The organism is Rhodococcus sp. SMB37 (genome assembly GCF_004345605.1).
GTDB lineage: Bacteria > Actinomycetota > Actinomycetes > Mycobacteriales > Mycobacteriaceae > Rhodococcus.
In genome coordinates this window covers 238,632-265,562 of record NZ_SLVY01000003.1, presented here as the reverse complement: position 1 = coordinate 265,562, position 26,931 = coordinate 238,632, and the positions used below count along the sequence as shown (strand labels likewise).

Genomic DNA, 26,931 nt, shown 5'->3' with positions numbered 1-26,931 from the left:
ACGGCACCGTCAACAATGGTAGTACCCGACAGTCGGGACTCAACCCGCAACGAGCACCGGTTCGCGAAGGCCGATGCCGCACTCTTGTGCGTTGCCGAGTCGCTGTTCGGTGAGGTTCGAGTACACGTGAACGTGGCTGCGTTCGCACCATGCGGTCACGTGCTCACCGATCGCAGGCACGTTCTCACTGCCCACCAGGATGGCGAAGGACTCGACCGAGTCCCCGCACTGCACGTGCACGATCCGTTCGCGCCCGGTCGGCTCGATGAGGACGACCCTGCCGTCCACACGCCAGATCTCCGACGAGTGCAGGGCTCCTTCACCCAGGTGGAACCGTTCGGGCCGTACACCCAGCGTGATGGCGTCGTCGCCACCGAGAAGGGGACCGAAGCGTGACACGCGGGTTTCGGGGTCGACGCGGAAGAGATTCATCGGAGGAGTGCCCACGAAACCTGCGACGAACAACGTCTGCGGCTGCCGGTACAGCTCATCGGGGGTGCCGAGCTGTTCAATGCGCCCCTTGTTGATGACGGCGATACGGGACGCCATTGCCATCGCGTCGGCTTGGTCGTGGGTGACGTTGATGCCGGTGGCACCCACCGACTGCAGCAGTCCCGCGATCTCCACGCGGAGGGCGGCGTGGAGCTGGGCGTCGAGCCCGGAGAGCGGTTCGTCGAGCAGCACGATGTTGCTGCGCCGAGCGAGCGCCCTGGCCAGCGCGATGCGCTGACGCTGCCCACCCGACATCTGCCGAGGCTTGCGATCGAGGAGGTGCTCGACCTGCATCCGGGTGGCGATGTCGGTGGCGCGAGCGTCTGCCTCCGCGCGGCTGAGCTTCTTCCCGTGTCGCAGGCCCAGGGTGATGTTCTCGCGACTGCTCAGATGTGGATAGAGAGCGTAGCTCTGGAAAACGATTGCCACATCACGCTTCTCGGGCGGGATCCCGTTCTGTGGCTCACCTCCGAACCGGATCTCGCCTGTGTCGACAGCCTCGAGGCCGGCGATGATCCGTAAGAGGGTGGATTTGCCGGAACCGGACGGTCCGAGGATTGCGATGTTCTCACCGGACTCGACGTCGAGGTCGATATCTGCGAGTGCCGCGACGTCGCCGAAGGTCTTGGTGACACCCGAGATCTGGATGGCGGTCACGACACGGCTCCTACGATTGCGTTGATGGACTCGACTGCGCTCTGCACGGTGCTTTCGGCGTCCGCGCCGGTCTGGAGCTGCTGGTTCATCACTTCGATGATGTCGTAGATCTCGGCGGTGTGTGCGCCCGGGAACCCACCCCACTGGGTGAGTTCGTTGTCGAAGGTCCACGCGAACGTCATCTGCGGGGTCGCCTGGTCGGATGCCAGAAGTTCGTCGCGAGCAGTGGTGTCCACGGGGATGTAGCTGCGCTGAGTGCCCGACGCCTGCAGCACGCTCTCCGGGGTCAGGATCTGCCCGATGAGCTCATTGGCGAACGCTGCGCGGCAGGGATCTTCCGAGAGGACCATGTAGCCGTTGCCACCTGCGGGCAACGCGCGATCCTGGTTGCCGTCGACGGTCGGTAGTTTGATGGGCATCCAGTCGAACTTGTCGCCGATACCTTGGCTGATCGCCGCGATGTTGGACGTGGTGACCATCGAGATGGGCAAGGTGCCCGAGGTGAAAATGTCCATGGCCTGGGTGGCGTCGGGAATGCCGGCCTCCCACCCATTGCTGCCGAGGTCGGACGAGATGCGCAGTGCGTCGACACCGGCAGCGTCACCGAATGCTGCGGCGCCTTCGGAATCGACGAGAGTGCCGCCGGAAGCCTGGATGAGTCCTTGCGCAAACCACTCCGGCAGGCCCGTAGGAGCGATCGAGACGGACGGCGACCCGGTCTTCGTGGTGACCTTCTCCGCGACACGCAGAAGATCGTCGTAGGTCTTGATATCTTCGGCTGCCCCCGCGTCGGCCTCGTCGAGCAGGTCCTGGTTGACGACCATGACCGGCGCGGAGATCTGCGCGGGCGCCACGTAGGTGACACCGTCACGTGCGGTGCCGGCGCCGAGGAACTGCTTCTGGTAGGTATCGGCCAGCACTGAGGAATCGAAGGGGACGGGATCGTAGGCGTCGACCCAGAACTGCATCTGTCCGAGTCCGGTCATGATGAGGTCGGGGCGGTTGCCCACGGCGATGTCGGCGACGATCTGCTGGGTGAGATCGTCATAGGACGTGGACGCTGCCGGTTCCGCGTCGAACGTCAGGCCCGGGTATTTCGCTTCCATCGCTTTCACGGCAGCAGCCATGGATTCGGTTGCCACCGAGTTGAATGCGACGTCGATGACGGTTCCTTCGACGGCGCACTGGTCGACGTCGACGGCAGCGGCCACCGACGCTCCGTCTGCAGGCTGATCTGTCGTGGTGGTGCCGGCGCCGCCGCACGCGGCGAGACCGAAGGTGAGGGCTGTTGCGGTGGTGCCGACGAGGACACGTGTACGGGAACGCATGAGTCTGTTGCTCCTGTTGTGGGGTGTGGAGGTTGCTATCCGGTGATTTCGGTACCGCTCATGCCCCGCACGAAATGCTTCTGGGCGACGAGGAAGATGACGACGATCGGCACAGTGACGATCGCAGCACCGGCGGCAAGCGCGGGATAGTCGAATCCGGTGCTGGCATCCTGGAAGATGGACAATGCCAGTGGGGGAGTCTGGATCTCGGGGCTTCGTGCCACGAGAAGGGGCCACATGTAGTCGTTCCAGTGAACGAAGATCGAGTACACGCTGAAGGCGGCGATACCGGGCATCGCGATGGGCGTGACGATGCTGATCATCGTGCGGATGGGTCCGAGTCCGTCCATCTCGCATGCCTCGAACAGCGCCGCGGGGATGGACATCATCTGGTTGCGGATCATGAAGGTACCGAGCACCGATGTGGCGAACGGCAGGATCAGCGCGGCCAAAGTATCGCCGAGTCCGACCTGGTTGAGGCCGATGAACAGCGGAATCATCGTGACCTGCGCCGGTATGAGCAGGCACAGCATGACGAACCCGAACAGCTTGCCGGTCCACCGCGCACGGTGCACTGTCAGCACGTACGCGGCCGGGATGCAGGTCAGCAGTTGGAGGGCCAGGATGCCGAAGGTGACGAGCAACCCCACCACCATGGCGTTGCCCAGCGACGCATCGTTCCACGCGCGGGCGTAACCGTCGAAGGTGATGCCGTCCGGCAGCAGGGAGAATCCGGTGCCGAATACCTGGTCGTGGTCTGCAACCGAGGTGCGGAGCATCCAGTAGAAGGGGAACAGCGAGATCAGGAGTGCGACGGTGAGGAGTACCCACCTGCCGGTCCGTAGGGCAGTGTTCATCGTTCGGCCTTTCCGGAGAGCATGCGTCGCTGCCAGATGCCGACTGCGAGCAGCGCCACCACCATCAAGAAGGACAGTGCCGACGCCGCGCCCAGATCGAAGTACTGGAAGCCCATCCGCCATGCCATGGTCAGGATCAGTTCGGACGAATGCTGTGGGCCGCCGTCTGTCATCACCCGAACCGTGTCGAATGCTTGGACGGATTGGAGGACGGCCATGACCACGGCGAACACCACGGACGGCTTCATCACGGGCAGCGTGATCTTCACCAGTCGCGTCCACCCGTTGATGCCTTCCATGCGTGCGGCCTCGTGCATGGTGTCCGGGACGGTCGCCAGGCCGGCGAAGAAGATCATCATGGTGAACGACGCGGTCCGCCAGATTCCGACGAGTGCGACGGTGAGCAGCGAGTAGTCCGTGCTGCCGAGCCAGTTGATCGGTGCGACGCCGATCATGCCCAGCAGGGAATTCGCGACGCCGCTACGGAAGTCGAACATGAACGTGAAGACCACGGCCATGGCGACCAGGTTTGCGGTCATGGGCAGGAAGAGCAGGGTACGAACCAGTGCCCTTCCGCGAGTGAGGGAATCGGCGAGCAACGCCAGCAACAAACCGATCGCGAGGCTCGGGATGATCGTGCCCAGCGAGTACAGGACGGTGTTGGTGATCGCCTGCCACACCCGAGAGTCGCCGAAGATCTTCTGGTAGTTGGCGAATCCGACGAAAGCCCATTCGCCGCCGGCCAGCGGAATCGAGAACCAGCTTCCGATGAACGTGAGAACCGCCGGGAGGAAGATGAAGACGGATGCCAGGATCGCCATGGGCGACACCATGATCACCGGGGCCCACCGACGCCATGTCGAGGGACGGTAGTCGGATTGCGTTGCGTCGGTGGAAGAGGACGGTGGTTTCTTCTCCTCGACCCGCGAGCTGAGCGTGGCGGTCACAGCAGCGCCTCTCGGTCCATCGCGAAGACGCCACCGTCCAGTCCGACCCCGATGAGGAGGTGCCCTGCGTCGACCAGCGGCGCAGCCACGGGCACACCGGCAGAAACGCTGGTGAGCGGTACGCCGTCGAGGGAGTACGTCCGGATCGTTCCGTCCAGGCAGGGAAGGAAGATCGTGTCGTCGAGCACCAGTGGCGGTGCGAGGACAGAACCGGACTGCTTGGAGTAGGGCTGCATGGGGAACGGGGCGGCCGAGTCGATTTCGAGGTCCCAGAGGATGTGCCCGTCGGTGCGATCGAGCATCGTGAGCCCGCGTCCCACGACTGTCACGAGGATGCCTCGATCGGTGACCACCGGTGAGGTTGCACTGTAGTTGCCCGCATGCTCCGCCACCCACGTCAATGTTCCGGATGCGGCATCCACCGCGACTGTCGCTGAGTATCCGGGCAGGAGCACCGTCTCGGTCGCGGCGTCGTACGCGGCGGTGCCCATGACCAGCAGGCGCTTGGTCTTCCGGAAGTCCGCCGACGATTCCGCGGCAGCCTGCGTCCACAGGTTGTCGCCGGTGTCCAGACTCAACCCGATGGGATGTTCGGGGCTGGGCCAGAAACCTGCCACCACCAGGTCGTCGACGATCAGGGGAGCGGTATGACTCACGAGATTGTGATGGGGAGCCAGATCGGTCCGCCGCCAGAGGACACTGCCGTCGGCGACGTCGATACGGCGCAGGTCGGCCTGATCTCCGACCACCACACTGCCGTCGGCCTTCGACGGCGCTCCCCACGCGAAGCGTCGCAGAGGGTCGGGTGACGGACAGGTCCACAGCAGCGTGCCGTCGGCCCGGTCGTAGCCCGACACGTCGCCGGTGACCTCGACACCGACCACGACATCCCCGACGACCGTCGGGGCAACCTTGACGGACGATGCTGTGTTCGCGGTCCACAGGACGCGGCCCGTGTCGAGTTCGAGTGCCTCGACGGCTCCTCCCGGCGAGTCCTCGATCTGGGAGCCGACGAAGACCCGGCCTTCGTCGATCGACACGCCTTGTCGATGACCGCCGCCGGTGAGGAAGGTACGCCAGCGGACGGCCTCGACTGTCGATGCATTCGGTGCGGAGGCGATGGTGGACTTGCTCAGAACAGGGGCGAGTCGGGCGTCGTCGCACGAGTGGAGTGCCACGGTGTCGAGGGTGAACTCCGTGCCGTCCCAGACTGCTCGTCGCAGCGATGGCGGACTGTAGTCCAGTCCTGCGAAAAGCGTGGGCGCGGTGTTGACGTGCAGCGTGCCGTCCACCCGTACCACCCGCGAGGTGTGCCAGTGGCCTGAGAACGTGGCCACGGGCGGGCGAGGAACCTTAGTGAGCAGGGTGTCGTTCGGCTGGTCGTGGAACAGCAATGCCCACGGAGTGTCCGGAGACACCAGCGCCAGGTCGTTGCGGAGCCACTCTTCCTGAACAACGTTGTCGAGCCCCAGCTCGTGGGTGTGCCAGTCCATCGCGACGACATGCAGGCCCGGAATGTCGAAGCTGTACCACCGGGGACCGAGATGGCTTTCGTAGGCGGAGGGGTCGGCCGTGTTCGTGAGGTAGTTGTTCGGGGAGATCACCGTCTCGCTGCGGCCGTTCATGTGATCGTGGTTTCCGGGAATCGCATGAACAGGAAGGGGGCTCGCTGCGAGCACCTCGACCAGAGCTTCGTACTCATCGGAGACTCCGGTGTCCACGAGGTCGCCGGTGAGGAAGATCGCCTGCGCGTCGGGCAAGGTCGTCGGGAGCGAGCGCAGGAGTGTCGTGAACTGGTCCGACAGACCACCTTCCGGGTACATCGAGCGCCGTTTGCGTTCGGTGCCTTCCGCCACGCCACCGGGAACGCTCAGGTGCGTGTCGGTCAGATGCACGATTTCGAAAGGCAAGCTCTGCTGACGTTCCACGAGGTCGAAGTCGACGGGTCCGGGCGTGGCGGGAAACCACCAGCGGGCAGCGGTGAACCCTTCGGGACGGGAGACGAAGACGAATCGTCCTCGTTCCGGGAGCGTGTATGCGCCGTTGTCGTCGGTGTGGGTGGTGTCCTGTCCATTGGAGACGATCACTCCGGGAAGGCCGATTCTGTCGGCGCCGCGGACTGTTCCATGCATGTTTGTTGCACCTTGCATTGAGGGAGGGGATTGGTCAGAAGCGGTGTTCGGCCAGGACGTCTGCAGTTGCCTGCAGATACCTCTCGACGTCCGGTACCTGTCGTTTGAGAATGATGTGGAGCGCGTCCAGGACAGCGAGGTGAACGAGCCTGCTGGTGACGGCTTCGACGCGAATTCGGGTTTCTGCGCTGCCGGCGATGATGGTCCGGTCACACAGTTCGGTCAGTGGAGATCGAGTGAAACTGGTGAGCGCCACGACTTTTGCCCCCGAAGCCTTCGCTGCGCGTGCCGCGGCCAGTGTTTCGAAGGTCGAACCCGTGTGGCTGATGGCGAACAGGAGATCGGCCTCGCGGAGCATCCGTGCCTGGATGTGTTGTGCGTGGACATCGGCGACATAGGTGACGTTGAGGCCGAGTGTGCTGAGTCGGTAGGCGCAGTCGGAGGCCAGCATCGCCGACGTTCCGACAGCGGCGAGCTGAATGCGCTGTGCGGAAAGTATCTCCGCCACCACCTCATTCACCGATTCCATGTCGAGAGTGCTTGCGGTATCTCTCAGCGCGGCGGCGAAATCGCGCAGAATCGTTGTCGTCAGGTTGTGGCCATCGCGCTCGGAATCGGAGTCGAGGTGTGTGACGGGAATATGCTCGAGGGCGAGCCGTGTCTTCAGTTCCTGATAGCCGCGGAGACCGATACTCGTGCACATTCGTACCACGCTTGCTGCAGATGTGTTGGCGCGCTCCGCAAGTTCGGTGACGGAGGTATCGAGCAGTTCCAATGAGTCCGACAGGACCACGTCGGCCACACGGCGCTCGGCGGGTGAGAAGGTGAGGAGGTGGGACCTGATCAGCTGCCGAATATCGCTGTGCGATAACGGAGCCGACTTCACGGCCTTGTCGGTCATGGCAGTGAACCTATGGGCTCGCCGTGAACCGGAGTGCCACCACAGGTGAACGACGAATGAAGTTTTCACAAGCGTGATGATTCTGAACAAAAGTTTCAGGAATGCGTGGCAATGTGAAGGTCAGCGGAGACACCTTCCGTGCAGAGATCTCTCGTACCCGGCGTGGTCGCGTCGGCGCATCCCTCGACTTCCAGGAGAAATTCCATGACCGTGCGTGCTCGCCTACTCGTCCTGTTCGACTGGAACGGGACGGTCATGGACGATCTCGACCGAGCTGTCACCGCGACGAACGACGCCGTCGCGGGCCGGGGGATCCCGACGATGGACCGCGCCACATTCCAGAATTCGTTCACGCTGCCGATGAAGGACTGGCTGCGCGGGATGGGCATCGCCGACTCGGAGGTCGATGGCGTCGAGGCGCGGTGGAACACGGTGATGGAGTCACCTGCACCGGTCCGTGATGGTGCGGCCGACATGCTCGCAGAGCTTCGGCGGCACGGCGTCGTCACAGGTGTGGTGACCGCTGCGGACGCTGCGGTTGTCCACAACGACCTCGAGCGCAACGGCCTTACCGGGGTGTTCGACCACGTTCGTGCGTCGGTCGCCGACAAGGCGGAATGTCTGGCTTCGCTCCGGCCCCTCGGGGACGACGCGTTCTACATCGGCGATACCGCCTATGACATGACGTGTGCGCGGCGAGCCGGCTACACGCCGATCTCGATCGGTGGGGGCTACCAGGATCCGAGCATTCTCGCGGCGGCAGGAAGCGACCACCACCTCGAGGATCTCGCGGACCTGTCGAGTCTTCTCGGCCTGCTCGAAGAGGCTCCGGGGGCCAACTTGTAGGCCGCGCGAGGTCGGTGCAGACCGGTGGTCAGAGACTGCATCGGGAGTGCTCCGGCGGGGATGTCAGATCGATGACGTAGTCGGCGACGATGGTGTCTACGCAATCGCTGGTGCCGTTGAATGCAATCGTGTGCTGATCACCGTCAACGGTGAGCAGGCTGCCGCCCAAGGTGTCGGCGAGGCTCACACCCGCCTCGTACGGTGTGGATGGATCGCCGGTGATCGAGATGGTCAGCGTGTCGGGTAGTCCGTCGATGTCGGTGGCATACGGGTAGTTCAATGTGGGTTCTGCGGGCCATGATTCACATGGGTCACGTGCGCCTTCAGGGCCGAGTCCGGCGTCGGTGAACGGAGCGACCGCCTGGATCCGATGCTTCAGGTCGACTTCCTGTTCCGGAGTGTTGCGTTGTTCGTCCATACAGTTGATCGCGAAGTTCGCCTCGGGAGCGTTCGGATATGTACCGTCCTCTCCCCGGCCTCCGAACGCGTCGGTGATGCGCAGCAGAGTCTCGGGTGCACGCGCGCGTAACTCGCCGATCCCCTTGGTGATGACCGGCCATACCCGCGAGTCGTACAGCCCGGCTATCACTGCGCCGTAGGCGGCGTCGAAGTCCATCCGTCGCCCGTCTGCTGTGATGATCGGATCGTCGATGAGGGGACGAGTGATGTCGTGGAACATCTCGACGGCCCTGCTCGGATCGGTGCCCAGTGGGCAGTCCGGCGCCTTGGCGCACCCGGCTGCCATATCGTCGAAAGATCGTTGGAAAGCGGCGAACTGGGTGATGCGGCGTTCGACGGTTCCCAAGTGCGGATCGATGGCTCCGTCGAGGACCATTGCCCTCACGTTGGAGGGGAACATCTCGGCGTACACCGCACCGAGCCTCGTGCCGTAGCTGCGGCCGAGGTAGCTGAGCTTGTCGTCGCCGAGTACGGCGCGGAGGATATCCATGTCGCGTGCCGTGTCGCGGGTGCCGACACCGGCCAGCACCTCGTCGCCGCCGGACCGTTGCGAGCATTGCTCCACCAGCGCTCGAGTATCGTCCTCGGTCCACGATCCGGAGCCGGTGAGCACGGTGGTCCCGGCTTCGCCCGCGTCGGTTTCGGCGTCGGTGAAGCAGTCGATGGCAGGTGTGGAGGCTCCGACACCGCGGGGATCGAACCCGACGAGGTCGAAGTTCGCGGTGAGAGGGCTCTCGGCCAAGGTGGTGGCGCCGACTGCGGCCATGCTCATGCCGGCACCTCCGGGTCCACCGGGGTTGAGAATCAAGGGCCCGACCGGTTCGCCCCGGGCAGGTGCTTTGAGCAGTGCGATCTGCGCAGTTTCGCCGTCGGGTTCGTCATAGTCGAGAGGAACTTCCACACGGGCGCAGCGGAATCCGGGATCGCTGGTGAATACGGCCTGGTCGGCGGCGGTGGTGGCGTAACCCTCACACGCGCCGAACACCAGGTCCTGGCCGTAGAAGCGTTGCAACTCCGCAGAGGACTCCGGCTCGGGTTGGAGTGCGTGCGACGTCGTCGGCCCGGAACTGCACGCGCCGAGGGCCAGGAGCGTCGAGGCCGCAACGGCGAGAACGGGCATGGGCTGTGGCAGTGAGAGCGCGCCTCGATATCGAGGTCCGAACATGGGAACCGAGCTCCGATCGGGAATGGGGATTGTCAGTTGTCGGCGCTGTCGTCTGTATGACGTGCCAGCGCCACTCTGCGCAGTACGTCGAGTTGTGCGGGGTTGTAGACCTCGGACATCACGGCTCCGATCTTGCGCGCAGTGCGGGGATCGTGTGCGATTTCGCTGTCGAATGCGCCGGGATACTGCTCGGTCAAGGTTTCGATTTCGGGGATCATTCGTCGGGCCAGGTCTGCCCGCGTCTGTTCGTCGGCGTCAGCAGGCAGGGCGTCGAAATCTGCGCTGGTCTGTGTGGCGGGGCTGCGCAACAATTCGCCGTATGCGTCGAGGTCGGATGGGCTGAGCACTCTGGTCAAGTACGTCGCGAAGGATCGGTCGGCATCGGAGAGGTCGCCGACATTGCCCGCGAGAGCCAATTCGGGCGGAAGATCGGGTCTCGCGGAATGCCGCAGAAGAAGGCCGACCTCCATCCGCGCACGCTGTAGCCGTTCGATGGTGGCCGCCAATTCGGCGTCCAGCGCCTGCAACGACTGCACCGGATGCGTGATGTCCTCACCCATCTCGGCAACCTGCGCGAGCGAGAATCCGAGCGTGGTGAGGCGTTTGATCTGCAACACCCGAACAAGATGCGCGACGCCGTACTGCTTGTAGCCGTTGGATGCCCGCGGCGGCTGATCGAGAATGCCGATGTCGTGATAGTGCCGCACCGACTTCACCGTCGTGCCAGCGAGTTCGGAGAGTTCGCGAGTGCTCCACCCCATGCCGTCTCCTGTGTCTCGGTGTTCTGTCATCGTCTCCCACCGAGATGCTCGGCGAAGTGACGTACGACCGCATGGTAGAGCCGGTGTTGGTTCTCCGGGTTCGCGAAGCCATGGCCCTCGTCGTCGGCGAGGAGGTACTCGACCGGCACACCGCGATCTCGCAGGGATCGAACGATGTTGTCGGACTCCGCTTGGACGACGCGGGCGTCGTTCGCGCCCTGGGCCACCAAAAGCGGCGTACGGATCTTCTCGACCATGGTGATGGGTGATCGAGTGGCCATATCTTCTGCTTGGGCGGGATCGTCAGGGTTGCCGACATAGCGGTACCAGCTGTTGGTGAAGTGGGCGCGCGCGAACGGCGGCATCGACCGCAGGAAGTTCGCGAGGTCGGAGATTCCCACGTAATCGACCGCGGCGGCGAAATGGTCGGGGGTGACCGTGACACCGACAAGTGCCGCATAGCCGCCATAGGAGCCGCCGAAGATTCCGAGTCGGTTCGGGTCGGCGTAGCCCTGGGCGACGGCCCAGTCGGTGGCATCGAGGAGATCGTCGTGCATCGCACGCGCGAACTCGCCGATAGCAGCCGTGACATGCCGTCGGCCGTAGCCCGTCGAGCCCCGAAAGTTGACCTGCAGCACCGCATAACCACGGTTGGCCAGCAGCTGCGCCTCCGGGTTGTATCCCCAGGTGTCGTGAGCCCAGGGCCCGCCGTGGACCAGAAGGACCAGCGGCCGGTTTCGTGGCTCGATCCCGATCGGGAGGGTGAGGAACGCGTGCAGTGGTAGCCCGTCGCGGGCCGGGAATCTCACGGCTTCCATCGGAGCCAGCGCTGCCGTGTCCAGGTGTGGATACGGCCGGAACAGCTGCTTGCTCTCACCGGTGGCGTGATCGTAGAACCAGGTCACCGCTGGTTCGCGGTCGTGGATGAACGTGGCGATCCATCGTTGCTCGGACTCGTCCGACGACAACGTGCCCAGCACCCCGTCGGAGAGCTTCTCCAGCTTCGCGTGAACCTCGGCGAAGTGCGGATCAAGGACCTCGATTCTGGGCCTGTCCCCGACGAACCGAGCGGCGATCACCTCGCCGGTACGGCGGCTGAGGAAGACGGCCGGTGGCAGCAGGCCGGGGGCGTGGATGTCCAGAGTGCACAGGTTGTGCCCGTCCACGGCGCAGACCACTGTTTCCTCGCCGGTGTCTCGATCGATGCGGACCAGCCGCAGGTCGTCGGAGTCCTGGTAGCTGCCGAGTAGAAGCCCCTTTCCGTCGGGTGTCACGATCTGCGGGTAGATGCCGAGAGGATGCTCGGCTCCGCCCAGACGGTGCAGGAGGTGGCGGTCGCCGGTTGCGGGGTCCACCGCGGAGATCTCGAGGGTGCCGTCCTCGGTCTCGACAGTTTCGAAGGCCGCACACCCGTTGCGGTCGAGCAGTGTGCTGACGGTCGGTTCGGCTTGCTCCATATGCATCGCCGTCTCGCCGGCAGCGACATCGATTCGGAACACGTCGATGAACGTCGGTCGCTGATTCATCCACACCAGCACACTGCCGGGCGACGACGCCAGAGGCTCGACACCGAACACTCGTGATCCCGGTGGCAGCGGCGTCAGATCGACGGCCGGTACGTCCGGGGCATCCGGGTCCACTCGGTGGAGATGCCAGTCTTCGTTGCCGTCGGTGTCTTGAAGGTAGAGCAGCCAGCGGGAGTCGCCGGTCCAGTGGAAGGTCGAGATCCCGCGTCTGCTGTCGTGCGTGACGCAGACGGCGTCGTCGTGGTCCTCGTGAATGCCGCGCACCCACACATTGCGTCGCCCGTGTTTCGGTGCCAGGTAGGCCAGCCTGGTTCCGTCCGGCGAAATCGATGCGCCGGCGAAGTGCGGATCGGCGAAGAAGTCCTCGACGTCGATCAATTCGGGCAAGGAATCGTCGGTCCTCGGGGTGGGCATTCGGACTCCGATCAGTAGGGGCGTCGCGAGCGACACGGCGACCGGTTCGGTGACGAGATCGGTCGACCGCTCACCACAACGAAACACCGTGCCCCTAGGGCATGGTCAAGCCTCGCTGCACGTGGTGTCCTGTTCGGGCATGACGCCCTCGACCAGGTAGTCGGTGATGATGTCCTGTGCACAGGGGTTGTTGCCGAGGGCGTAGACCCCATGTCCGCTTCCGTCGACGGTCAGCAGCCGTGATCGCTCGCCGAACTTCTCATCGAGGAGTTCGCCGCCACGCAGAGGTGTCACGGGGTCGCGTCGGTTCTGTGCGATCAGGACATTGGTCGGACCTTCCGGGTCGATCGACACGGCCGGCTCGGCCGGCGTGTGCTGCCAGAACGCGCACGGCATGATGTTCGCGGTTGCAGCGCCGAAGAGCGGGTAGGTCTCGCGGTCTTCGTCCACTGCTCGTCGGTAGACGTCGACATCGTCGGGCCATTCGACGTCGTTGCAGGTGACCGCGAGGAATACCGACCAGCTGTTGTCTGCCGGCGATGGCCCATTGCCCGGCGGCGGCTCGTCCGCGGGTGCGGCCGTGGTGGGGTTCAGAAAGGACTGCCAGCTCTCTGCTGCTGTCTCGTAGGAGGCCTGATTGTACAACGTGACGAAGGTGGCCAATCGGAACACGCGGCCATCGATCCCGTCCATAGGTGTTCGATCGAGCTGTTCGGCGATGGTGAAGTAGGTGTCGCGCACCTGTTGCGGTGTTTCGCCCAATCCGTATCGATCATGCCGTGCGGCAGCCCATTCCGCGAAGTCGGGAAACGTCTCTTCCATGCCTCGTGAGTATCTGCGCATCCCGTCGTGATCGAGATGGGTGTCGCCGATGTTGCTGTCGAGCACCACCCTGTCCGTACTCTCCGGGAACATCGAGGCGTACGCGGCACCGAGCGCGGAGCCATACGAGTATCCGAGGAAGCTCGCTTTCTCCTCGCCGAGCGCCGCCCGGACGCGGTCCAGGTCGCGCGCCATGTTCGCTGTGTTCACGTGGCGCATTCGGCCGTCGTGGTCATTGGCTGCGCATCGTTCGGCGACTTCCTCCGCAGTTGCCGTCTGCTCGGCGAATGCTGCCTCGTCCACGACGTACGGCGGGACTGCGCCGTAGTACTGAAGGTCGTCGGTGAATCCGCAACTGATGGGCGAGGAGTGTCCGACTCCGCGGGTGTCCATGCCGATGAGGTCGTAGCTGTCCAGCACGCTCGGCGATATGCCCTGCGATACAAGAAAGTTGGGCTGATCCAGGCCGGTCCCTCCCGGTCCGCCCGGGTTCAGTAGCAGCACACCCCGTCGCGCGTCCGGGTTGTTCGACGGCAGCCGGGAGATCGTGATGTCGATCTGTGCGCCTTCGGGATCGTCGTAGTCCAGGGGGACGGGCACAGTGGCGCACTGCAACTGGGGCGGGCCGTCTTCAGGATTTTCGACGCCATCGGGGCAGGCGCTCCATTGCACATCTGTCGAGCCCATCGACACTGTGCTGACGTGCGCGGGTGCCTGCGAACAGCCGGCGACGACCATGCTTGTCAGCGCAACGGCCACGGTCGTGGTGCGAGGTTTCATGTGATTCCTTCCTGAACTCGCAGGTTGGACGGGTTTCTTGCTGGAACGGCTGGCGACCAGCACGCTGTACTATTACGGGGTGACCCGACGGTAGCACATTGTGCTAGTACGGTGTGCTAGTGCAGCGTGCTGGTGATGGAGGAGTAGGACGATGGAGCAAGATCAGGGCGGTCTCGACACGAAGGCAAGGATCATCATCGCGGCCTGCGAGCTGATCGAGGAGGATCCCGCGTCGACGCTCAGCGTGCGGACCGTGGCGGCACGAGCCGGGGTGAGCATGGGGTCGCTGCGCCACCACTTCCCGACCCAGCGCGCACTGCGCGACGCCGTCCTCGAAACGATCTACGACGTGGTCACACCCGATAGCGAGATCATTCACGACACGTCGGTGCCGGCTCGCGACCGGTTGGTTCAGTGCCTGCGGCAGGTCCTGAGCGTGGAGGTGGGTGAACGATCGCGACAAGTTTGGATCAAATTCTTCGACGCCTTCGTCGTCCCGGAACCCACCGACGAGATCCGAACTGCATACGTCGCCATGACAAGTGAAGGGGAGCGCAGGGTCGAACACTGGCTTACGCTTCTCGCGAATGAGGGGGCTCTACCCAGGCCCGACATCACAGCGTATGCAAGGCTCCTGAACACTGTTCTCACCGGCCTGTCGATGGAGCGAGCGTTACCGTCGGATCACTCCATTCTTCAACGAGAAACTGAAATCCTATACACAGCAGTCGATTCGATTCTCCGCTCACCCGAGTAGCAGCGAATCATCCCTTGCAGACTCCAGCGTGAGCTCGTAAACCAACTCGTGTGATTGCTCCCGGAGGCCGATGTCGCCGCGGTGCACAACATGGGTGGTTGGCCGTCGCCAATTATGTTCATGTCCTCCGGGTGCGTGAATGACTGACAGTCGTAGGGCCTGGGGCGCCGGCGCGCACCGACCGGTCTCGTCGCCTACCGTGGACGAGTGTTGCCACAGCCGGACCCGAGACCACCGCGTAGCCGTCACCTGGCCGCTCCCGAATCGGATTGGGACGCGATACGTGCCTGGACGGACGACAAGTACATGCGGTTCGACGTGCAGCCGATCGGCCGCAATGTCATTCCCGCGTCGTCGATGTTCTCCGTGCAGATCAGCACCATCACGATGACGCGATTCTGCTACGGCGTGGAAGTCGACCTCCGGAATTTCGACTCCGACGCGGGGAACGTCCTCGTGCTGACCACCCTGCAAGGATCGACACGTCACGCGGCAGGAACACGCGACGAGACAGAGCTGACCGTGGGTGGGACTTTCGTCGCCGACTGTAGCCGGGTGGATTATCGGCTCGGCGCGGCGCCCGACCACTTGCAGTTGAACCTGACGATTCCGCACCGGCTGCTGTCCGACCTGGCATTGCAGTGGTGGGGCCACGTCCCGGGTGAGCGGTTGTGGAGCCACCAGTGCGTGGTCGGCGGGCAGAACAGTCCGTGGCTGGCTCTGCTCGAGTACGCTGCGCGAACGGCGTCGACGGCACCCGAGGCGGTCGCCACCGGGCGAGTGGGCCGGAATCTGGAAGAGATGATCGCTGCTCATCTGCTTGATGAGTGGGCAAGCTCTGCCGGAATCGATCTCTCCGAGCCCCCTTCTGTCGCGGCACCCGGGTATGTGCGGACAGCGGTGCAGTACATCGACGAGCACGTCAAGGACCTGCCGACCGTCGCTGAGACGGCACGGGCTGCAGGTGTCAGCGTTCGCGCGCTGAACGGCGCGTTCCACAAGTACGTGGGAATGTCGCCGCGCGCGTATCTCATCGAGCGTCGGCTGCAGGGTGTCCACCGGGCATTGACTGCGGGAGCATTGTCGGTGTCGTCGGCTGCCCACGAGTGGGGTTACGTCAACATGGGCGTTTTTGCAGCCGCCTATCGCCGCCGATTCGGGGAGAACCCGTCGGAGACGTTGGCGTGGCGGCGTAGGGGTTGACCGAGTCGTTGTTGCCGATTGAAGACGGTTGCTGCCGATCGCGGACGTAACCGGGTGAGCGATCGCCCTACCTTTCGTTGTGCTGCTGATCACACCGGAAGGATCGAAATGTCCACGCTGAAACAATCTCCGTTGAAGTCGACGCTCGACGATGCCCTCGCCGATGTCACCACCGCTCCAAATGGCCCCGACCTCGTTCCCGGTGTGGCTGCCGCGGTGACGCGCTCGACAGGATCCGTGTACGAGGGTGCGGCCGGTGTCCGGTCGTTGAACGATGCGGCACCCATGAAGCCAGATTCAGTGTTCGCGATGTTCTCCACGACCAAGGCCATCACCGGAACGACGGTGCTTCAGTGCGTCGAGGAGGGGCTGCTCGACCTCGATGCTCCCGCCTCGGATTATGTTCCCGAGATCGCAGACCTGTCCGTCGCAGAGGGTTTCGATGATGCCGGGGCACTGAAGTTGCGAGCTCCCAAGACGCCGATCACCACACGAATGCTCTTGTTGCACACGGCCGGACTCGGCTATTCGTTCTTCGACGAGACGTATCATCGTCTCGTCGTCGACGGCGTGCATCCGAGTGTCATCACAGCAACTCGTGCCGCCTTGAACACCCCGTTGTTGTTCGAGCCCGGCACCCGGTGGAATTACGGATCCAACATCGATTGGGCGGGGCTGGTGGTCGAGGCCATTCGCGGGAAGCGACTCGGGGAGGTCATGGCGGAGCGGGTATTCGGCCCTCTCGGAATGAGCGACACATCATTCGTTCTGACTCCGTCGATGGAGGACCGGCGGACTGAGGTCCACCAACGTGGAGAGGATGGGACGCTGGAACCGACCGGTCTGGTGCTGCCGCAGGAACCCGAGGTGGATATGGGTGGCCACGGTCTGTACTCGACCGTCGGTGACTACAGCCGTTTTCTGCAAATGTGGCTGAACGACGGCGAAGGTGAACATGGCCGGGTGCTGCAGCCGGAAACCGTTGCGAACGCCGCGATCAACGGTCTCGGCAATCTTCAGGTGACCATGCTGCCCGGCGTCGAGCCGGAACTGTCGAACGACGCAGAATTCTTTCCCGGGCAGCGCAAGACGTGGGCCTACACTTTCATGGTCAACGAAGAGCAAGCGCCTACAGGTCGCAGCGCCGGATCGTTGAGTTGGGCCGGATTGGCAAATCTGTATTACTGGATCGATCGTAGTGCAGATGTCGCCGGGATCTGGGCGACGCAGATCCTGCCGTTCGCCGACCGCGCATCTGTCGACGGGTTCCTCGAATTCGAGTCACGCGTGTATCGATCGCTGGACTGATCAGTGGCAGGGCGTCCGGGTGCCCTGACGCCCTGCCGTACACCACCGGTGATTCGGGTCGTCCGGTGATCTACTGGTCCGCATGACGGCAAACGCATTGTTGACAGGCCCTCGCGGCCGCAGGTTGTTGTTGGAATTTGCGCGGGAAGCCGACCGCGCCACCTGGCAGAGCTACGACCGGAGTTCTTTCAACTCCGCCGTCTTCTACGCCGCACACAACCTCGACCCCAACCCGGGTGTCCTGTACGGCCCGGGTGCCGACGAGCCGCTGCCCGACCTTCCACCGGAGGAGGTCGCCCGTAAGCTCTCGACCGTGCTGCTCCCCGAGGTGACGGCAGCGGTCCTGCGTTCGGCGCTCGGGATGGCGGTGGACAATGCCCGCTACTGGCAGGAACCCGACGGGGAAGACATCCTCGCCGCCACCACCCCCATGCGACGAGAACTGCGGCGCGTCGCCGACCACATCGCGCAGTCACCTCACGTCGACTGGTGGCCGACCGAGGTGGCTCGCGACGACCAATGGTCGGTGGGCTGGGCCGATTCTGCCGAATCATCTGTGCAGCAACCCCCCGAACAAGAGCCGCTCACCGACTGCCTGGTCGCATGGCGCGACCGCGTCGTCGACCAGGAAGCCAAAGCGGAACGCGAGCGCCCGCAAGACCCGAAGGCGAACTTCTCGGGTGAGTGGTGGTCTTTTCCGGGGGAGGCGCGCTGTTCGGCGCGGTCTCTTGATGACGGGTTGCTGGCGGGCGTCCTGTTCATCGAAGACAGTATGGGCTGGGAGCGGGCCTTCGCTCGACGCATGCCGGTGCCGTCGGGAATCGAGGTGTTCGAGATCGACGGCGCCGATGCGTGGGCCGATTTGTGCCGGCGTTTCCCGTTGGAGGTGACGGCGCAGAAACGTCACGACTGGTACCGGACCACCGGCCGCGACGGTCGCTGGGTGATGCCCGACTGGAGTCGCGTCGCCGAAATGTACGGGGGAGTGCACCTCACGGTGACGGGATATCTCGCCGCGGCGGGCACCGCGATCGACGTCGACGAAGATGCCGCGAGTGTGATCGCCGGGTGGGCACCAGACGAGACCCACTGGCTCACCGACGCCGTCCGCCCCGACGGCGACGTGGTCGAGTGGATGCTCGACGACGACCGCGATCACTGGCGGCGAAAGACCGCTCGTGCAGGGGATGCGGGACCGCAGTGATAGACGTGCCGCCGCACCTCACGCCCATCGCTCCAAGGAGGAGCCCGACAACGACCGATCCTGCTGGAGGGCGAGCACCGACGGCGTCCCGGCGCCGTGCACCCATGCCCGAATCTTGCCCACACCTCTTCGGTGGTCACGTCGAATTGTCAACGGAACAAATCGATTTCGCCGCGCACGAATCGTTTCGGTTCGCTGACGGCGGGGATACCGCTCCGGTGAACATCCCGAGCACATCGAAACGATGATGGAGGGGGTCTTTGGTGGAATATTGGTCGCTGGTTGGGTAGAAATGCACCAAAGATGCCGGGCGCGGTGGCATCCTCCCGTATGCCGCGTACCTCCGGCATCGCGGAGATATATGGATGCGCCTGTGTGACGGAGTGATCGGCGCCCACTTGCTCGGACCCGCTCGCATCTCTCTGTGAATGCAGGGTGACGCCATGCGGTCTGGCTGTTTCACTGCATCAGATGCTCCGGACACACCCACGATTCTATGGATGCTCGTCGAGGAGGGTCGGCCAGCCGGGGTAGAACGGTTCGACGACGGGCGCGGCCGGAAGCTCCTCCTCTTGGGGTGCTTCCGGGTTGTATCCCGGCATGTCCTCATCGCAGATGGTCCACATGGGCCTCTTGCTGCCGCGGTCGCCATCTGCTCGTTCTATTTCGAGGCCTTCGAATACATTCCACGTCGGATAGGGAAGTCGATGCTCGTAGTCGAGTGCTGGAGTGGTGGCAGGGCCGTCGGTGGACAGTCGGATTCGTAGGGGCGTGTACCGCATTGTATGGATGCGTATCCATGCGTATTTTGTGGATATCGCGGTGTTCATATAGTCGCTGCACACCAATACTTCTGTTACGGGTTCGCCGATGTGGACGGAGGGTTCGATCAGGAGGATGTGGTGGTAGACCGTCCCGTATTCAGGTATGGGAGTGGTTTCCCATTGGGTTCGGACATCCCAGAATCCGGGGTGGACGCTGGCTCGATCTGCCGTGTGGTCGTAGGTGCTTGCGCTTTCGATGTAGGACCGGACCGCTTGTAGTTCTCGTGAGTCGAGTGAAACACCGTCTGGTGCATTCCAGCGATGTGACATCAGTTTTGCGTCGGCGTCGAGTGCTGCGAAGGAGACCTGTTCGGGTTCAGGTGGTGTCGGCACGGGGTCGGGTGTTGCGCAGGCTCCTGTCGTGAAGGTCAATGCTGCGGTGACGATCACGATGATGGTTTTTCCGGTGGTGGGATGTTTCATCGTGGGCTGCTCGACTCCCTTGTAGTAGGTGCGACGCTTCCGTATGCGTCGATGTAGTGCTCGCGGAAGGTGGAGAAGTCGATTCCGTGTGTCTCTAAAGTCCGGTCGGCGAGGTCGGTGATTTTGTCGAGGGAGGGGTCGCCGCTCGGGTAGGTGAGTGTTCCGTCGGATCTCAACAGTCCGAGTGTGCGAAGGTCGTCCACGATGGTGGGATCGTCCGGCAATCCGTACCGCCCCACCGCATTCTCCAGCAGGTTGTACGCGTTCGGCGCGCTGTATCGACTGAAGTCGCCGGTGAACGGGGTCAGCTCGGGGTTATCGAATGCCGGCACGAACGTGTCTCGGATAGAGGTGCTGTTGACGTCCATCAAGAGTCCGACCGTGCCGCTGAGGCGGGGATCGAGTGCGACAAGATTCCGGATGATCGTGTAGTTCGTGTTGAACGTGTCTTCTCGGCGCTGCTGCACGAACTCATCGATCCGAGCGCGGTCGTCGAACATTTCTCTTCCTGCGTTGTAGATGCCGGTATCGAGCAGCGCTTGGAGGCGACCCGCGTTGGAAGCACCGAGATACGAGGGGCCTTCGACGAAGTCGTCTGCGTAGTACCGACCGAATGCAGTAGCCGCGCTTCCGAATATGGCACTGGATTCCTGATCCGTCGCCATGAGAGTGAAGATGCGACGCGCGTTCTCGTTCGAATTGGGTGAATCGAGGTTGTCCTCTTTCCAGGCCCCTGACGCGTCCGCCCTGACAAGTTCGGGGATGTACCCATGCAACCCGTCGGCGAATGCTCGAACCAGTCCGGGATTCACCTCACCGATACTGGAGGTGTTCTCGCCGTGGACGTCCATCAATCGGTCGAAGCTCGCTTCGTGTGAAAGATACTGCGACAGGTGGAGCGCGGCGAGCTCCGCGCGGTCGGCACGTGCGGGGTCGCCGGCAGCGTGGGCGTCGCCGATCTCGTGGGTCATCCAGTTGGTGAGGCGTCCTGCGGACTCTCCACCGTCGTCCCAGGCATGAGTGAACAGTGGTGTGAGAATGTCGTCGCGTTGAATGTCGGTGCGGCCGTCTCCGTTCAGGTCTCCTGCAAGCACACGGGCACTGACGTCGTGGTTGCTCGTGGCGACGTCGAGCATCGATTCGCCGGCATGACCGACCGTGATGGGGATGGTGTCGTACGGCGAGGTGCCGGATCCGGGCGTATCGAGCACGGATGCCTGGGATGCGGCCGATTCGACGAGTTTCGTGCCGAGTTCGGCGCCGGGAGTGCCGTTCCCTGTTCCGACGAAGTCCCAGAATTCGCGCCCGCGGATCACGGAGTCGATGTAGGCGGCGTCAGCCGGATCGGCGAGTGCGTTGCGGTGTGCAGTGGCCGCGGCGCCTGGCTCGGACTCGAGCTCGCTCCGGATGTCGGGCGGCAAGGTGTCCATGAATGCGGACAAGGTGGGCGGGACCTGGTAACCGTCGAGCTGGGCCGAGCCGGGGCGCGCTCCGACGAGGTCGCGGACGTCCTGTGGTAGGCGGTCCCATCCGCCGCGGTCGTCGTCGACGTCGCGGACGTGTTCGTTCGACAGTGTGAGAATTCCGTTTGCGAGACTGTCGCGGGCGTCGAGTGCTGAGGTACTGCCGTCGGCAAGGAGTTGCTGCTGCAACTCCATGACGCCATCCGCTCCGGCTTCGCCGTACAGGTTCTCGAGGTAGCTGAACGCGCCTGCTGGAAGGGCGGTGACGACCTTGCCTTTCGCAAGCTCATCGAGAGACTGCGGGTCGAGTCCGGCTGCGGCAAGGTTCGTGGTGAACCGTCCCAGATCTTCGGACGTGACCGTGCCATCGGTGAGCATGGCCCAGTCGTGGGCGGCTTCGTCGGGGGAGAAGGCTGCTGGTGATGGTGTGACGTCGATGAGGTTCGAGACGATGCCGGTGATGCGGCGTGCATGGTCGTCGTCCACCTCACCGATCACGCGCAGTGCGTCTTGAATCATGCCCCAATGCGCGGCGGCGTCGGGTTCTCCCTCGTAGACCCCTGTGAAGTCTGGCCCGGCGGTGACGCCCCCGTCACCGACAGTGAAGCCGGCTCGTTCGGCGGCGGCGATTCTGTCGAGAGCCACACGGGCTGCGTGTGCGAGATCTTCGTCGGCTCTTCTGGTGGCGGAGGCGATTTCGCGTAGTTCGTAGGAGATGTTGGTGTCGGACTTGCGTTCGCGGTCGAGGTGGTCTGCTGCGGCGTCGGCAGCGATACCTGTCCATGCAGACCAGAGGTCGTTGGTGGATGCGTGGATCGAGTCGCGGGCGTCCTCGAGTCGGGTGGCGACCGACTCTGTTGAGATCACCTGTTCGGATAGCGCCGACCAATTCCATTGACGTACATCGGATACCGAGGGAATCACGCGGACACTGCCCTCGCGAGTTCGTCCCTGAAGTGTTCCTCGGTTTGTGAGTAGTCCTCACACACGCGGTTCATGGTGTCGTGCAGTGCCCATGATCTATCGGCGAGGATCAACAGGGCGCGGCGGGTTGCTGCCTCGGCGTCGCCGAGCGCGGCGGCGACGGACGACACCTGCAGGAATCCGTTTGTCGAATGAGCCCTCATCGGTGAGGTGTCGATCTCGCAGAGCTCTTCGGCGTGCAGATCGAAGTGGCGTGACACCGACCGGATTTGTGGCAGGTCGGCTTCGAGCGTGTTGGTCATCCCCATGATCCCCCATCGATCGGTCCCCTTGTCCGATCCGCCACAGAATAGCGTCTCGGGTGGTGTCCACCAATTCCGCAGTAGATGGTCGCTGTGTCGGCACCCTTCGCTAGGGTTCGCAACCGACTTGACTGTGCAGTGAGGGGGAGCGGTGGACGCGGAATATCATCGGCAGGGCGGCATCATCGAGTTCTGGCGAGCGGTGGAGTTGTTCAGCCCTCAGCAGGTACCGAAGGTCGACAAGTTCGACACTCTGTCGCCCGTGGAGAAGGTGACGCCTCGCGATCTGCTGCCGTGGGAACACGGCCATCGGCTGCGCATATCTCCGCGACGCGCCGGCTACGAGCGGCAGCACATCGTCTACTTCGGCGTGTACCGCATCGACGATGTGTGGTCCGCTGTCGACGAGATCCTCGCCCCTGGTGAGGAGAACTACGATCCGCGACCGTCGGGGGAATGCGCGCTGGCGGCACTCGTCGTCGACAAGTACGGCTGTGTCGTTTCCGGGTCCGAAGTGCTGTCCGGGCTGGCGTGGGCGGCCGGGCGTACCTGCAACCCGGGACCGGGCTCCGCGTCCTGGCTGCACGGACTGGACGACGCGCAGAAACTTCTGACCGAACTCCTCGACGACGAACAGCACATCAACCCCCGTTGCGGATGCCGCCTACCCCTGGACACCGAACGGCTCTCGGCGATACGGCGACGTATCGCCGCGCTTGTGGGCGTGAACGGCATGATCGACTGCGCGGAGATCCGTGTCCGGTCGGTGGAGGTCAAGCAGTCCGACGGTGTCGACGGCACCGACTTTCTCAACAGCTTCATCGCCGCCGACCTGGGGATGGTCGCCGGCCGAGTCGCCGCCGGAGACATCGGCACCGGACTCGCGCATTACCTCACCGAGGACGCAGTGCTCGACACGGCCCGACGCGTCGACGTCAGTGCTGTGCCGGCTGCGTCGTTCGTGGCGTGCCGGCCCGAAGCAATTCCGCCCGGCCGGTGGCCAGGAAAGCCCGAACATCCCTTGGCGCTCGGGCAGCAGTTCGCCGTCAACACGATCATGGACGAGTTACACAGCAACGCCGGGATTTTCGCGGTGAACGGGCCACCGGGGACAGGGAAATCGACGCTGCTGCGCGACCTCGTCGCCGCGGTCGTCGTCGAACGCGCCGATCGTCTCGCGCATCTCGCGAGCCCGGCCGACGCGTTCACGGCGACGCCACACCGCTGGAAAGCCGGCGAGTACACGAGGGTTGTGCAGCGGTGGACAGACGCCTTCCACGGATTCGAGATCGTGGTGGCCTCGTCCAACAACGGTGCTGTCGAGAACATCAGCTTCGAGATGCCCGCAGCGGACGCCATCCATTCCGACCGGTTCGACACCGACTATTTCGCAGACATCGCAACGGCGCTCTTGAACGACACCGGCAAGGATTCGAAGGCCTGGGGGTTGACCGCCGCCCGGCTCGGACGAAAGAGCTACCGCACCGGATTCACGAACACGCTCTGGTTCGACGAGAAGAGCAGCGGAAAGAAGGCCACTCGACGAGGACTGCAGTCGATCCTCAAGGAATTCGAATCGGCCGGGCCGACCAGATCATGGCACGACGCCGTCGCAGAGTATCGCCGCGCGCGCGACGCTGTTGCCGCGATGATCGACGAACGTCAGCACGGGTACGAGCGGTACCGCGAGCGAGCCCACCGCGACAGCGAACTGCGAGCAGTCCTCGACCAGGTGGAGGCCCACACCGAGGCACTTCGCTCCGCGGCCGGCATCGAAGTGGTGCAACGCGGTACCGTCGACCGTCTCCAGCAGGGCCGGGCCACAGTCGAGAACGAACTCGCCGCGCACAACGAGCAGCGTGTGGCGTGGTGGCGGATGAGCCGCGGCGCACGCGAGGAACGTCGGCTCTGGCAGTCCCACCACACCCGGTTGACGGATGCACTCGCGGTGTGGGAAGAGAAGTACGCCGACGCGTTCGCAGCACACCAGCACACCATGCAGAAGCTGGTCGACCTACGGGGCACCCACGATCAACTCGCCCAGCGATCCGACGCAGTGCGGTATCGCCGCAACGAACTCGACTGCACTCTCGACGAGTTGCGGCAGAGGTGGGGTGGCGCGATGCCGGGGCCGGAGTGGGCCGACGACCCGGACCGAGAGCTGGCCGCGCCGTGGTCGGACATGGCCCTGAACGAGGCACGGTCACGACTGTTCGTGGCAGCGCTCGCGCTCCACAAGGAGTTCCTCGCGCAGGTGCCGAAACAGATGCGTCAGAGCATGCATGGGGCGATGGACGTCGTCGCAGGGAACGCGCCACACGACCTGGATCCGGCGGCCGTCGCCGACGCGTGGCGCACATTGTTCTTCGTCGTCCCGCTCGTGTCGACGACGTTCGCCTCCTTCGACCGGGTATTCCGTGGGCTCGGACGTGAAGCCCTCGGCTGGTTGCTCATCGACGAAGCCGGCCAGGCGACACCGCAGAACCCGGTCGGTGCGATCTGGAGGTCGCGACGGACCGTCGTCGTGGGCGACCCGCTACAACTCGAACCTGTGGTGACTCTGCCGTTCCGGGCACAGCAGGCGGTGCGAGGTGCGTTCGGCGTGGACGAACGGTGGTTGCCTGGGCGGTCGTCGACCCAGTCCATCGCCGACCGTCTCACTCGGTGGGGAACGACCTTGCGAGGCGACGACGAACCGATCTGGGTGGGTGCGCCCCTGCGTGTGCACCGGCGCTGTGCCGAGCCGATGTTCTCTGTCGTCAACACCATCGCGTACGGCGGCACGATGATCCACGGAGGGAATCCGCAGCCGGACGGTGATCTGCCGCCGTCGCAGTGGTACGACGTGACCGGGACGTCGAACGGCCACTTCGTGCAGGCCGAACACGACCGACTCGTCGAACTTCTCGAGGACCTGGTGAGCAGGGAACATCCGATGGACGACGTGATCGTGCTCAGTCCCTTCCGGGACGTCGCGCGGCGCCTCGCGGGATTGCGTTCCCGGTACGACGGGATCACCGCCGGAACCGTGCACACCGCACAGGGACGGGAGGCGAAGGTCGTCGTCCTGGTGTTGGGAGGCGACCCGGCCCGTGAAGGCGCGAAGCGGTGGGCGTCGTCGAAACCGAATCTTGTAAACGTCGCCGTGAGCAGGGCGAAGCAGCGCCTGTATGTGATCGGGGATCGTGCGGCGTGGTCGCGGCACCCGCGGTTCGATGTGCTCGCGCGGGAATTGGATCGTCACGCGGAGTGGAGTCGGTGACGTCGCCAGAACCGAAGTAGTCGCGGCCTTCCGCAAGAAGCATGCAACGCGAAGGTGAGCGCCGCAATCCGGATCCGACACGTCAAGGCGCCTTACGTTCGGACGCTGCGACGGGTTGCCGGCGGGCGTGCTGTTCGTCGAAGACGGTATGGGATGGGAGCGTGCCTTCGCTCGACGCATGCCGGTGCCGTCGTCGCATGGGTGCTCGACGACGACCGGGAACACTGGCTGCGAAAGGCTACCCCTACGAGGGTACGGAACCACGGCGAAGAAGTTCGGCTGATTTCGGGTCTTCTCGCGTCCATGGGGTGTTGAATTTGTAGCTGGGGGCCCGAACAGGAGGCACTCATGAAGCGCGCAGCGTTGCTCCTCGTAGCACTGTTGACTGCAGCATTCGCTCTGATCGCATGCGGGTCCGATACCGACTCGTCGACGGTCACCACGACCCCGGCCGACGACACCGGTAACGCCGAAGCCGTGATGATCGTCATCAAGGACTTCGCATTCGAGATCCCGGATTCGGTCGGCCCGGGCACCACAGTCACCGTGCGGAACGACGACCAGGTCGAGCACAGCGTCACGGCCCGCGACGACACCTTCGACGTCGAGGTCGAGGCCGGCGAGACGGTCACGTTCACCGCGCCGGAGGAGTCTGGTACCTACGACATCTACTGCACCTACCATCCAGAGATGACCGGACAGCTCACCGTCGGCTGACCGCGCCACGGGCTTACCACCCGATTGTCGACAGGTACTACCGCAACACCCGGGTGGGTCGAAAGTCCTCAATCTTTTCGCTGCACGACCCCCGCGCCGGCGTCGGAAGACCTTCGTGCCGCATCAGTACTGGGCTGCCTGTCCGAGTGCGGCACCGCACGGGTTGCGTAGAAAACCACTGTGATCAGGCACGGAGCCACCCGACCTGGCTGTGTGAACGTGGGCGCCGATAATCTGCACGAACGTACCGAAACCGTCTCTCACCAGCGCAAATCAGGAATTTACCTAGGTGGCCGCGATCACGATTGTGATGTAGAACTGGTTCCAGGGGCTAACAGGTTGTGATCTATCGCAAATTCAGGGGTCGATAGACACACACCACACACATGCCACACCCACAGTTCCCAGGGGGACCGGACCGTTCTCGATCCGGCTGGGATTTCGGAAAGGCCGAAGA

General features: G+C 63.9%; 20 protein-coding genes. 7 read left to right on the top strand and 13 right to left on the bottom strand.

The window, feature by feature from the left end; all coding sequences use genetic code 11:
* Window positions 1–39: 39 nt before the first annotated feature.
* From EV641_RS06975 to EV641_RS06950, 6 genes are read right to left on the bottom strand one after another with little or no spacing between them, the layout of a single operon-like run.
* On the bottom strand, window positions 40–1,149 hold the full coding sequence (locus tag EV641_RS06975) for an ABC transporter ATP-binding protein (RefSeq protein ID WP_132471259.1): 1,110 nt from the start codon (window positions 1,147–1,149) through the stop codon (window positions 40–42).
* Complete coding sequence (locus EV641_RS06970) at window positions 1,146–2,477, bottom strand: extracellular solute-binding protein (protein ID WP_132471258.1); 1,332 nt, start codon at window positions 2,475–2,477, stop codon at window positions 1,146–1,148. Before EV641_RS06970 ends, EV641_RS06975 begins: the two co-directional genes overlap by 4 nt.
* Window positions 2,478–2,512: 35 nt before the next feature.
* The gene (locus EV641_RS06965; RefSeq protein WP_199233166.1) at window positions 2,513–3,334 is read right to left on the bottom strand and encodes a carbohydrate ABC transporter permease; all 822 of its coding nucleotides are present in this window, start codon (window positions 3,332–3,334) and stop codon (window positions 2,513–2,515) included.
* Window positions 3,331–4,281, bottom strand: coding sequence for a sugar ABC transporter permease (locus EV641_RS06960; RefSeq protein WP_132471257.1), 951 nt, complete (start codon window positions 4,279–4,281; stop codon window positions 3,331–3,333). The genes EV641_RS06965 and EV641_RS06960 overlap by 4 nt, the downstream gene beginning before the upstream one ends.
* Window positions 4,278–6,413 (bottom strand): PQQ-binding-like beta-propeller repeat protein, encoded by a 2,136-nt coding sequence (locus EV641_RS06955; RefSeq protein ID WP_158289132.1) that lies wholly within the window; start codon window positions 6,411–6,413, stop codon window positions 4,278–4,280. Before EV641_RS06955 ends, EV641_RS06960 begins: the two co-directional genes overlap by 4 nt.
* A 34-nt stretch (window positions 6,414–6,447) precedes the next feature.
* Entirely contained in the window at window positions 6,448–7,314 is an 867-nt protein-coding gene (locus EV641_RS06950) for a MurR/RpiR family transcriptional regulator (RefSeq protein WP_132471255.1), read from the bottom strand.
* Between the two features lie 204 nt (window positions 7,315–7,518).
* Here EV641_RS06950 and EV641_RS06945 point away from each other — a divergent pair, with 204 nt between their 5' ends.
* Window positions 7,519–8,160 (top strand): HAD hydrolase-like protein, encoded by a 642-nt coding sequence (locus EV641_RS06945; protein WP_132471254.1) that lies wholly within the window; start codon window positions 7,519–7,521, stop codon window positions 8,158–8,160.
* A gap of 28 nt (window positions 8,161–8,188) precedes the next feature.
* On the opposite strand, the gene EV641_RS06940 is transcribed toward EV641_RS06945, so the two are convergent.
* The 4 genes from EV641_RS06940 to EV641_RS06925 all read right to left on the bottom strand — a co-directional run bounded on the left by EV641_RS06940 (window position 8,189) and on the right by EV641_RS06925 (window position 14,087).
* A complete protein-coding gene (locus EV641_RS06940) occupies window positions 8,189–9,784 on the bottom strand; it encodes an alpha/beta hydrolase (RefSeq protein ID WP_241996895.1) in 1,596 nt (531 codons plus the stop codon).
* 32 nt (window positions 9,785–9,816) lie between these two features.
* A complete protein-coding gene (locus EV641_RS06935) occupies window positions 9,817–10,545 on the bottom strand; it encodes a MerR family transcriptional regulator (RefSeq protein ID WP_132471253.1) in 729 nt (242 codons plus the stop codon).
* Between the two features lie 26 nt (window positions 10,546–10,571).
* Entirely contained in the window at window positions 10,572–12,485 is a 1,914-nt protein-coding gene (locus EV641_RS06930; protein ID WP_132471252.1) for a S9 family peptidase, read from the bottom strand.
* Window positions 12,486–12,590: 105 nt separating this feature from the next.
* Window positions 12,591–14,087, bottom strand: a complete 1,497-nt coding sequence (locus tag EV641_RS06925) for an alpha/beta hydrolase (RefSeq protein ID WP_199233165.1) — start codon at window positions 14,085–14,087, stop codon at window positions 12,591–12,593.
* A 151-nt stretch (window positions 14,088–14,238) separates the two neighbouring features.
* Here EV641_RS06925 and EV641_RS06920 point away from each other — a divergent pair, with 151 nt between their 5' ends.
* The 4 genes from EV641_RS06920 (at window position 14,239) to EV641_RS06905 (ending at window position 18,559) form a co-directional block, all read left to right on the top strand.
* On the top strand, window positions 14,239–14,844 hold the full coding sequence (locus EV641_RS06920; protein WP_132471251.1) for a TetR/AcrR family transcriptional regulator: 606 nt from the start codon (window positions 14,239–14,241) through the stop codon (window positions 14,842–14,844).
* Window positions 14,845–15,051: 207 nt separating this feature from the next.
* Window positions 15,052–16,047, top strand: coding sequence for an AraC family transcriptional regulator (locus EV641_RS06915; RefSeq protein ID WP_241996894.1), 996 nt, complete (start codon window positions 15,052–15,054; stop codon window positions 16,045–16,047).
* Between the two features lie 108 nt (window positions 16,048–16,155).
* On the top strand, window positions 16,156–17,355 hold the full coding sequence (locus tag EV641_RS06910; protein ID WP_132471249.1) for a serine hydrolase domain-containing protein: 1,200 nt from the start codon (window positions 16,156–16,158) through the stop codon (window positions 17,353–17,355).
* An 82-nt stretch (window positions 17,356–17,437) separates the two neighbouring features.
* Window positions 17,438–18,559 (top strand): hypothetical protein, encoded by a 1,122-nt coding sequence (locus tag EV641_RS06905; RefSeq protein WP_241996893.1) that lies wholly within the window; start codon window positions 17,438–17,440, stop codon window positions 18,557–18,559.
* A gap of 494 nt (window positions 18,560–19,053) precedes the next feature.
* On the opposite strand, the gene EV641_RS06900 is transcribed toward EV641_RS06905, so the two are convergent.
* The 3 genes from EV641_RS06900 to EV641_RS06890 are packed head-to-tail and all read right to left on the bottom strand — an operon-like array spanning window position 19,054 to window position 22,495.
* Entirely contained in the window at window positions 19,054–19,806 is a 753-nt protein-coding gene (locus EV641_RS06900) for a hypothetical protein (RefSeq protein WP_054805304.1), read from the bottom strand.
* Window positions 19,803–22,136: a hypothetical protein gene (locus EV641_RS06895; RefSeq protein WP_132471248.1), complete on the bottom strand. Its 2,334-nt coding sequence runs from the start codon at window positions 22,134–22,136 to the stop codon at window positions 19,803–19,805. The genes EV641_RS06900 and EV641_RS06895 overlap by 4 nt, the downstream gene beginning before the upstream one ends.
* A gap of 53 nt (window positions 22,137–22,189) precedes the next feature.
* A complete protein-coding gene (locus tag EV641_RS06890; protein ID WP_132471247.1) occupies window positions 22,190–22,495 on the bottom strand; it encodes a hypothetical protein in 306 nt (101 codons plus the stop codon).
* A gap of 151 nt (window positions 22,496–22,646) precedes the next feature.
* Here EV641_RS06890 and EV641_RS06885 point away from each other — a divergent pair, with 151 nt between their 5' ends.
* Together EV641_RS06885 and EV641_RS06880 are read left to right on the top strand one after the other, a co-directional pair.
* Entirely contained in the window at window positions 22,647–25,757 is a 3,111-nt protein-coding gene (locus EV641_RS06885; RefSeq protein ID WP_132471246.1) for an AAA domain-containing protein, read from the top strand.
* A 348-nt stretch (window positions 25,758–26,105) separates the two neighbouring features.
* Window positions 26,106–26,474 carry a cupredoxin domain-containing protein gene (locus EV641_RS06880; protein WP_054717689.1) on the top strand — a complete coding sequence of 123 codons (369 nt, stop codon included), beginning with the start codon at window positions 26,106–26,108 and terminating at the stop codon, window positions 26,472–26,474.
* Window positions 26,475–26,931: the final 457 nt, after the last annotated feature.